The 7114-nt window shown below is 69.6% G+C and carries 6 protein-coding genes; all 6 read right to left on the bottom strand.

Annotated features, from left to right (window positions below; all coding sequences use genetic code 11):
* Window positions 1-126: 126 nt before the first annotated feature.
* A complete protein-coding gene (locus FV230_RS21930) occupies window positions 127-369 on the bottom strand; it encodes a hypothetical protein (protein ID WP_147843906.1) in 243 nt (80 codons plus the stop codon).
* A 354-nt stretch (window positions 370-723) separates the two neighbouring features.
* The gene (ppdK, locus tag FV230_RS21925; RefSeq protein ID WP_147727953.1) at window positions 724-3414 is read right to left on the bottom strand and encodes a pyruvate, phosphate dikinase; all 2691 of its coding nucleotides are present in this window, start codon (window positions 3412-3414) and stop codon (window positions 724-726) included.
* Window positions 3415-3636: 222 nt separating this feature from the next.
* Window positions 3637-3789: a DUF3096 domain-containing protein gene (locus FV230_RS21920; RefSeq protein ID WP_147727954.1), complete on the bottom strand. Its 153-nt coding sequence runs from the start codon at window positions 3787-3789 to the stop codon at window positions 3637-3639.
* Window positions 3790-3863: 74 nt separating this feature from the next.
* A complete protein-coding gene (locus FV230_RS21915) occupies window positions 3864-4490 on the bottom strand; it encodes an urea carboxylase-associated family protein (RefSeq protein WP_147843905.1) in 627 nt (208 codons plus the stop codon).
* Window positions 4483-5247: a guanitoxin biosynthesis heme-dependent pre-guanitoxin N-hydroxylase GntA gene (gene gntA, locus FV230_RS21910; RefSeq protein WP_147843904.1), complete on the bottom strand. Its 765-nt coding sequence runs from the start codon at window positions 5245-5247 to the stop codon at window positions 4483-4485. Before gntA ends, FV230_RS21915 begins: the two co-directional genes overlap by 8 nt.
* 236 nt (window positions 5248-5483) lie before the next feature.
* On the bottom strand, window positions 5484-7114 hold a 1631-nt coding region (locus FV230_RS21905), incomplete at its 5' end, for a DNA translocase FtsK (RefSeq protein ID WP_281408311.1).

Here is a 7114-nt window from a genome sequence, read left to right as displayed (position 1 = left end):
GTGACGACCCGCTTCGGCCGCCGCAGCCCCGGCGACGACCTCACGGCCGCGCGCTTCACGGGCTCGGCGACCCGGGCCGTTCCCGGCGGTCGCTGAAGGATGTCGTAAGGTTCGTTGGCGCCGCCGTCAGGGCAGGCGGCGGCCCTGGCTGACCGTCATCGCCGAGGCGAGGGTCGCCGCGTACCCGGCGTCCGATCCGGCGATGCGCGCCGCGTCGAGGCTGCTCTGGGACGCCACGGCGAAGACCAGCACGCCAAGGAGCGTTCCCGCACCGACGAGCCAGAGATAGGCCCGCGCAAAAACCTTCGGAATCCGCACGGCACAGGGGTTTTCCCCGAGGTAGAGCTGTGACGAGGACGAGTCGTTCATGGCCGGCGTTCCCGCGGATGACTGACGCCCGGTCGAACCGTCGATCGCTCACGCGCATTCGGTTCGCCACTAGCATCCAACGCGGCCCTACGGCAGAGGTTCGCCGGCCCGGTTCCGTTATTTTCGCAGGTTTTTTGTGCGTGGTTAACGCGGGATCGCCAGGCGCGCCGAGGTGGGCTTCCTCACCCGTTCGCGCGACCGGATCGACCTATCGGCTCAAGGCCCCCGCGCGCCTTCCCTCCCCCGCAACGGGGGGAGGGAGAACGCGGTTCCGCTTCCGCGCGTTATGATGACGCTGGGCCGCCCACCAAAAGGACCCGGCGCCGAAATCCGCGGATCGGCGCTCGCGGGCGCCTAGCCTTCCTTCGCCGAGACCTTGCCCAGGGCGGCCTGCGCGGCGGCGAGGCGGGCGATCGGCACGCGGTAGGGCGAGCACGACACGTAGTCGAGGCCGACCTCCTGGCAGAAGCCGATCGAGGCCGGGTCGCCGCCGTGCTCGCCGCAGATGCCGAGCTTGATGTCGGGGCGGACCGAGCGGCCGCGCTCGACGCCGATCCGCACCAGCTCGCCGACGCCCTCCTGGTCGATGGTCACGAACGGGTCGGCGGCCAGGATGCCCTTCTGGGTGTAGGGCCCGAGGAAGGTCGCCGCGTCGTCGCGCGAGATGCCGAGCGCCGTCTGCGTCAGGTCGTTGGTGCCGAAGGAGAAGAACTCCGCCGTCGCCGCGATCTCGTTGGCCTTGAGCGCCGCGCGCGGCAGCTCGATCATGGTGCCAACCTGATAGCCGATCGCCTTGCCGGTCTCCTCCGACACCGCCTTGGCGGTCGCGTCGATGCGGGCCTTCACGATGTCGAACTCGGCGCGGGAGAACACCAGCGGCACCATCACCTCGGGGGTGACCGGCGCGCCGGTCTCCTGCGCCGCCTGGACGGCTGCCTCGAAGATGGCGCGGGCCTGCATCTCCGCGATCTCCGGGAAGGCGATGGCGAGGCGGCAGCCGCGGAAGCCGAGCATCGGGTTGAACTCGGAGAGCTCGCGCATCCGGTGGCGGATCCGGTCCTCCGCGATGCCGGTGGCGTCCATCACCTCCTTCACCTCGGCGTCGGAATGCGGAAGGAACTCGTGCAGCGGCGGGTCGAGCAGGCGGATCGTGACGGGCAGGCCCGACATGATGGTGAACAGCTCGACGAAGTCCTGGCGCTGGTAGGGCAGGATCTTGGCGAGCGCCGCGCGGCGCCCCTCCGCGTCGTCGGCCAGGATCATCTCGCGCACCGCGATGATGCGGTCGCCCTCGAAGAACATGTGCTCGGTGCGGCACAGGCCGATGCCCTCGGCGCCGAAGTCGCGGGCGGTGCGGGCGTCGGTCGGCGTGTCGGCGTTGGCGCGCACCTTCATGGTGCGGTACGCGTCGGCCCAGCCCATCAGGGTGGCGAAGTCGCCCGACAGTTCGGGCGCCAGCATCGTCACCTCGCCCTGCAGCACCTGCCCCGTCGAGCCGTCGATGGTGATGCGGTCGCCGGCCTTCAGCGTCACGCCGCCGACCGTGAGGGTCTGCGCCTTGTAGTCGATCCGGATCGAGCCGACGCCCGACACGCAGGGCTTGCCCATGCCGCGGGCGACGACGGCCGCGTGGGAGGTCATGCCGCCGCGCGTGGTCAGGATGCCCTCGGAGGCGTGCATCCCGTGGATGTCCTCGGGCGAGGTCTCGATGCGCACGAGGATGCACTTGCGCTCGGCCTTGCGCAGGGTCTCGGCGTCCTCAGAGTTGAACACGATCTCGCCGGTGGCGGCGCCCGGCGAGGCCGGCAGCCCCTGCGCGATCACCTTGCGCTCGGCCTTCGGGTCGATCGTCGGGTGCAGGAGCTGGTCGAGCGCGCCGGGCTCGATCCGGGCGATCGCCTCCTCCTGCGTGATCAGGCCCTCGCCGGCCAGATCCACGGCGATGCGGAGCGCCGCCTTGGCGGTGCGCTTGCCGTTGCGGGTCTGGAGCATCCAGAGCTTCCCGCTCTCGATGGTGAACTCCATGTCCTGCATGTCGCGGTAATGGGTCTCGAGGATGCCGTAGATCCGCGTCAGCTCGGCGTAGGATTCGGGCATCGCCCGCTCCATCGACGGCTTCTCGGACTTGGCCTCGAGCCGGGCCTTCTCGGTGATGTCCTGCGGGGTGCGGATGCCGGCGACGACGTCCTCGCCCTGCGCGTTGATCAGGAACTCGCCGTAGAGCGCGCGCTCGCCGGTGGACGGGTTGCGGGTGAAGGCGACGCCGGTGGCCGAGGTGTCGCCCATGTTGCCGAACACCATGGCCTGGACGTTGACGGCGGTGCCCCAGCTCTCGGGGATGGCGTTCAGCTCACGGTACTTCTTCGCCCGCGGGATCATCCACGAATCGAACACCGCGCCGATGGCGCCCCAGAGCTGGTCCTCGGCGCCCTGCGGGAACGGCGAGCCGTGCTCCTCGACGACGATCGCCTTGTACTTCTCGATGAGGTGCTTCCAGTCGTCGGCACCGAGCTCGGTGTCGAGATCGAAGCCCTTGCCCTCCTTGTAGTGCTCCAGCGCCTCCTCGAAGGCGTGGTGCTCAACGCCCAGCACCACGTTCGAGTACATGGTGATGAAGCGGCGGTAGGAATCGTAGGCGAAGCGCGGGTCGCCCGAGCTCTCGGCGAGCGCGGCGACGGTCGCGTCGTTGAGGCCGAGGTTGAGCACCGTGTCCATCATGCCCGGCATCGAGGCGCGGGCGCCCGAGCGCACCGAGACGAGGAGCGGGTTCGCCGCATCGCCGAAGGTCTTGCCGGTGATCGCGCCGACCTGCTCGAGGGCGGTGGCGACCTGCGCCTTCAGCTCGGCCGGATAGGTCTGGCCGTTCTCGTAGTAGGCGGTGCAGACCTCGGTGGTGATGGTGAAGCCGGGGGGCACCGGCAGGCCGAGATTGGACATCTCGGCGAGGTTCGCGCCCTTGCCGCCGAGCAGGTCGCGCATCTGCGATTTGCCCTCGGCCTTGCCGTCGCCGAAGGTGTAGACCCACTTCGCGGTGCCGCTCGTCATATCGATTCCGTCCGTCGTGCAAGAGGACTCGCGTCCAAGGGTCTTGCGTCAAAAGGATCTTGCGTCAAAGGAAGCCGGCGTCGAAGGGTTTGCCGGCCCCTCGGGCCCATCGGTGCGGGTTGGACCATCCCGTGTTGCAACGCAAGATGAACGTCCGCGCGCCGGGTCACCCGGCATGTGACGCTCCGCGTTCATTGTCAGCCGCGAGCGGGCCTGACGGCGTCACGATAGACCGCGGAACAGGCCGAGGCCAATCACCCCGACGGCGATCAGGTAGATCGCGACGATGTAGTTCAGCAGCCGCGGCGCGATCAGGATCAGGATCCCGGCCAGGATGGCGATGGCCGGCTGCAGGTGCGAGATCGAGATGGTCATGGCGAAGCCCTCCGGCGGCCGAGCTTGACCGCCGGAGGGCGACGCACGATGGCGCGCACGGTTCCCGCCCGGCGTCAGGACGCCGGAGGCCAGGACGGCACGATTTCGTACTGGATCGGCTTGAAGGCGAAGTTGTTGGATTGCAGCGCCGAGCAGGCGGTGAGCCCGATCACCAGGTCCTGCATCGCCTCGAACACGATCCTGTCTCCGGCGCGGCTCAGGGGCGGCGCGACCTTCAGCGCGCCGGTATTCCCGTCCACGGTCACGTTCATGAAGACGTTGAACGCCACCGGGATCCGGTCCGGCCCGATCCCGAAGGGCTCGAGGGCGGCCGCGAGGTTGCCGAAGCAGCCGCGGTGCGGCTCGGCGTCGCCGTAGATGATGCGGAAGGTGTCGGCCGAGCACGGCGTCAGCAGGAAGTCGTGCCGGCCGACCGTGTCCGCGACGATGCGGAGCATCACGTTCGAGCGGTTCGAGTAGAGCGGGTCGCCCGTGGTCAGGTAGATCCGGCTGGCATAGTCCAGCGTCCGGCCCGACGAGATCACCTCGTCGAGGTCGTCGCGGCGGAAGGCCAGCATGTCGGCGACCTGCTCGCCCTGCGGGTCGGTGACCACCAGGAACTGGCCCTTGTCGAGGGTGAAGGCCGTCCCCGAGCGCGGCGCGATGGTGTGACGGTCGCAGGACGGATGCGGCTCAGACATCGGAGCCGCCCTTCGTGCGCCCGCTGAACGGGCAGGCCCAGTCGGCGTCGACCGCGCGGCCGCTGTACTGGCGCGCTTCGGAGATCTCGCCGTGCCGGGACAGCATCGGGTTGATCGAGCCGGCGAACGCCGCGTCGCGCGCCAGGATGTTCTCGCGCAGCTTCTCGTAGCGCCCTTCGGCGCGCAGCCGCTCGAACTGATCGTGCAGGTTGAAGACCAGGACCGGCGACGTGAAGCGCCTGGCCGGCCGGCTCGCGCCCGGATGCAGGCCGACGATGAAGAACGCCTCGCCGCCGAAGCTGAGGGAGAAGTGCGCGTCCTCCGGGTCGGCCGAGACGCGCCGGTCGTAGGCCTGGCCGAGGAAGCCGTCCTTGTCGGAGAGCGACTGGGCCCGCGCCCACAGGTTCTCCTCGAAGGCCTGCTCGGACAGGTCGCTCGGCCCTTCGAACACGATGGCGAAGCTCTGGAACAGGTCGGGCTGGGCGCGGTAGCGCGCGATGAAGGCGAGCAGCGCCGGGTAGATGCGCGTGTCGTCCCAGCCGGAGGTGATGTCGCGGGCGACCACGATCTTCATCCGCCCCCGCGACAGCGCCGACTTCGCGCCGACGCACGGGAAGGGCTGCGCCCGGATGAAGTCCCGGAACGCCACCGCCAGCGGATGGTCGGCATCGTCCCGTGGCAGCCGGAGCGGCGCCGCGTGCAGGGATGACAGGTCCGGAGCGAGCGAAAACCCGCGGTTGTCCGCGTAGGAAAGCATGAGATCCCGCGTCTACGATGAAATATGCGGCACGGTTGCCGATGCCGGAGGCAGATTGGCGTCCGGATCGGGGGAACCGGCCTCAGACGGTGAGGTTCCTGATCCCGGCCGACTCCGCCGCGATCGGTCGCACTCTGCTGTGGACAGTGCCGGCTCGGCCGGGAATGCCCGCCTCGACGATCCGATCGCGGCCGGGATCGGCGGCGGGTGCCGGACGCCTCAGCCTTCCGAATGCCTCAGCCTTCGGCCTCGACCAGGATCTCGCGCTTGCCGGCATGGTTGGCGCCGCCGACGATGCCTTCATGCTCCATGCGCTCCATGATCGAGGCGGCGCGGTTGTAGCCGATCTGCAGGCGACGCTGGATGTAGCTGGTCGACGCCTTCTTGTCGCGAAGCACCACCTGCACCGCCTGGTCGTAGAGGTCGCCGCCGGCCTCGCCGAACGAGCCCTGGTCGAACACGGCGCCGTCGAGCTCCAGCTCGTCGCCGCCCCTGCCGGCGCCCTGGGCGGCCCCCTTGGGGGCATCCTCCGACCCGTCGTCGGCGGTGACCGCCTCGAGGTAGGCCGGGCGGCCCTGGCGCTTGAGGTGGGCGACCACGCTCTCGACCTCCGAATCCGAGCAGAACGGCCCGTGCACCCGGGTCGTGCGCCCGCCGCCGGCCATGAACAGCATGTCGCCCTGGCCCAAGAGCTGCTCGGCGCCCATCTCGCCCAGGATCGTGCGCGAGTCGATCTTGCTCGTCACCTGGAAGCTGATCCGGGTCGGGAAGTTCGCCTTGATCGTCCCGGTGATCACGTCCACCGACGGACGCTGCGTCGCCATGATCAGGTGGATGCCCGCCGCGCGCGCCATCTGCGCCAGGCGCTGGATCGCCCCCTCGATGTCCTTGCCGGCCACCATCATCAGGTCGGCCATCTCGTCGACCACGATCACGATGTAGGGCAGCGGGGAGAGGTCCATCTCCTCGTTCTCGTAGACGGCCTCGCCGGTCTGCCGGTCGAAGCCGGTCTGGACGGTGCGGGTCAGCACCTCGCCGCGCAGGCGCGCCTCCTCGAGCCGGGCATTGAACCCGTCGATGTTGCGCACGCCGACCTTGGACATCTTCTTGTAGCGCTCCTCCATCTCGCGCACCGCCCACTTGAGGGCGATGACCGCCTTCTTCGGGTCGGTGACGACGGGGGAGAGCAGGTGCGGGATGCCGTCGTAGACCGACAGCTCCAGCATCTTCGGGTCGACCATGATCAGGCGGCACTCCTCCGGCTTCATCCGGTAGAGGAGCGAGAGGATCATGGTGTTGATCGCCACCGACTTGCCCGAGCCGGTGGTGCCGGCCACCAGCAGGTGCGGCATGCGGGCGAGATCGGCGATGATCGGCTCGCCGCCGATGTTTTTCCCTAAGCACAGCGCGAGCTTGTGCTTGGTCTCGACGAAGTCGGCCGAGGCCAGGAGCTCGCGCAGGTACACGGTCTCGCGCCGCGCGTTCGGCAGCTCGATGCCGATGGCGTTGCGGCCGGGCACGACCGCGACGCGGGCCGAGACCGCCGACATCGAGCGGGCGATGTCGTCGGCGAGCGAGATGACGCGGGAGGACTTCGTGCCGGGCGCCGGCTCGAGCTCGTAGAGGGTCACGACCGGGCCTGGGCGCACCGCGAGGATGTCGCCGCGCACGCCGAAATCGCCGAGCGTGGCTTCCAGCAGCGTCGCGTTCTGCTCCAGCGCGTCGGCCGAGACCAGGCTCGCCTGCGACGGGCCGCGCGGCTCGGCCAGGAGGTCGAGCGCGGGATGGCGGTAATCGTCCCGGCCGCTGGCCGGTGCCGGTCGGCGCGCGGGCGCCACCGGCGCCACCGGTGCGGAGACGCGGGAGG

This window comes from Methylobacterium sp. WL6, from assembly GCF_008040095.1.
Lineage (GTDB): Bacteria > Pseudomonadota > Alphaproteobacteria > Rhizobiales > Beijerinckiaceae > Methylobacterium.
This window is presented reverse-complemented; position numbering and strand designations above follow the sequence as displayed.

Excerpts from the sequence above, each read along its gene's own strand:
- FV230_RS21930 (WP_147843906.1), bottom strand. The coding sequence starts at position 369 with ATGAACGACTCGTCCTCGTCACAGCTCTACCTCGGGGAAAACCCCTGT.
- ppdK (WP_147727953.1), bottom strand. The coding sequence starts at position 3,414 with ATGACGAGCGGCACCGCGAAGTGGGTCTACACCTTCGGCGACGGCAAG.
- FV230_RS21920 (WP_147727954.1), bottom strand. The coding sequence starts at position 3,789 with ATGACCATCTCGATCTCGCACCTGCAGCCGGCCATCGCCATCCTGGCC.
- FV230_RS21915 (WP_147843905.1), bottom strand. The coding sequence starts at position 4,490 with ATGTCTGAGCCGCATCCGTCCTGCGACCGTCACACCATCGCGCCGCGC.
- gntA (WP_147843904.1), bottom strand. The coding sequence starts at position 5,247 with ATGCTTTCCTACGCGGACAACCGCGGGTTTTCGCTCGCTCCGGACCTG.